The sequence below is a fragment of the Corynebacterium sp. HMSC071B10 genome, assembly GCF_001814825.1.
Classification (GTDB): domain Bacteria; phylum Actinomycetota; class Actinomycetes; order Mycobacteriales; family Mycobacteriaceae; genus Corynebacterium.
On record NZ_KV817970.1, the window covers coordinates 1 to 1,825 of the forward strand.

The 1,825-nt window shown below is 55.0% G+C and carries 1 protein-coding gene; it reads right to left on the reverse strand.

Features of this window, described 5'->3' with window-relative positions:
* Nucleotides 1-11: 11 nt before the first annotated feature.
* Nucleotides 12-1,373, reverse strand: a complete 1,362-nt coding sequence (locus HMPREF2990_RS01495; protein ID WP_231732355.1) for an MATE family efflux transporter — start codon at nucleotides 1,371-1,373, stop codon at nucleotides 12-14.
* Nucleotides 1,374-1,825: the final 452 nt, after the last annotated feature.

A 1,825-nucleotide genomic window follows, 5' to 3' on the forward strand; every position in this document is an offset into this window, starting at 1 on the left:
CAACATTCCCGTTAAGTCAGTTCATTCAGTCGGCGGGAATATGTGCGTAGCAGCAGTACCGCCGTGGTTGCGAAACCCATGATGAGTCCTAACCAGACGCCATATCCTTCCCATCCGAGGAGCTTTCCAAATATCAGAATCCCGGGGACGCCAACCAGCCAGTACCCGACGAGGGTGCAGCGTAGCCCTGAGGTGGTGTCTTTCAGGCCTCTCAGTAGGCCCACTGCCACGTTTTGGATTCCTTTGGCGAACTGTTGCAGTACCGCGAGACATAGGAGCAGGACGGCAATGTGAAAGGTGGTGGGATCTGCCTCTTTTAAGAAAGGATGCAGTACCCACCTGCCCAACAGAAGCCACAGCGCGCCCATTATTCCCAGATACGTGACCACGACGAACAATATGCGTCGGGTAATCTCGCGCACTGAGTCGGCACTCTCGGCCCGAGCCCTTGTGATCAGCACCGAGCCGCCGTGAGAAAAGCCGATGCACACTTGGTAAACGATGTACGCCAGTTGGTTCACAATATTGTGCGCCGCTAGCATCTGTGGGCTAAAGGTCCCCATCACTAAACCGGCGATGGTTGTTATTGCAGCCTCCGAGCCATAGGTCAGACTGACTGGTACCCCGAGGCGGACGAGGCGGCAGATAGTCTCCCCATCTCCTTTACACGGAAGGATGTGGAAATAGGGCTGTAGCTCGGGAATGCGCAGTACCACAATCCGGAAGGCCAGGAAGGTAAGCAGTTGGATGACAGTTGTAGAAAGCCCGATGCCCGCTACCTTCCAGTGATCCGAGGCTGCCCATGTCATAAATAACCAGTTCAATGCGATATTTATAAATATCGATATCAGCGTGATGGTTAACAGGGAGCCGGGTTTTCGCATGCCCACGGCGAATTGGCGCAGGACGTTGAGCCACATCATCGGGACTAACCCGGGTGCGAGCGCAAGGGTCATGGCGAAGGTGAGTTGGGCAACGTGCTTGTCGATGGGCAGAACAAGGACCAATCCGCCTAGGGCGATGACCAGTAACGCGCCGAGAATTGCAGTGCCAGTGGCCACCGCGAAGGAGGAGCGCACAGCCCGCCGGATCTGTTCTGCTCCCGCCTCGCAATTTTGACAAGAGGTTTTCTCTTTTTCCATTTTTGCTGCTGCTTCAGCCACAAGATTTGCCCCGGCCGTCACCATGCCCACGCACATCGTGCGGATCTGGTTGTAAAGCTGCATCGCTAGGCCGCCGCCGGCTATCGCCAGTACGCCCACGGACTGCAGCATCAATACGTCCGTGGTGGTCAATGCAACTCCGGCGAGTTGTACTCCAGCGATGGGAAGGGAAATTCCCAGAACTTCGCGATATTTCCGGATGGATTTCAACCTCGCAGCCACCTTCAACTTCGGACTAACATTCGTCTCGGCCCTCGCTTCTCATCTTCTAAACCTCGCCCATTTTGGCGGCTGGTCTCCAATGTGCTGCGGTTTCTAGCGGTAGATACGCAGCACATCCGATTCATTTGCGGCCTCCAGGCCGTTGAAGCGAATGGCGCTGCGATACATCTGCACCAAAGTTGCAATCGGACGCTGCCGTCTGCACCATGGAAATTAGTGGTTCGCCCCTGCGGATTCAGCTGGTGCTGGCCGATGCCCCAGCGGTACCACCGTTGGTTGAGACCGAATCCCGTTCAGGGCTGGTGTTTGCAGCGGCAGAGACTCCCTTCGGAAAGTATAAAGATTATACCTAGTTTAGGTAAGGCTACCATAATTGAAGATTTCCACTTCAAACACTTCAGGTGGAAGGAGTGTGAAGATGGATAGGAGAGACTGAAGTG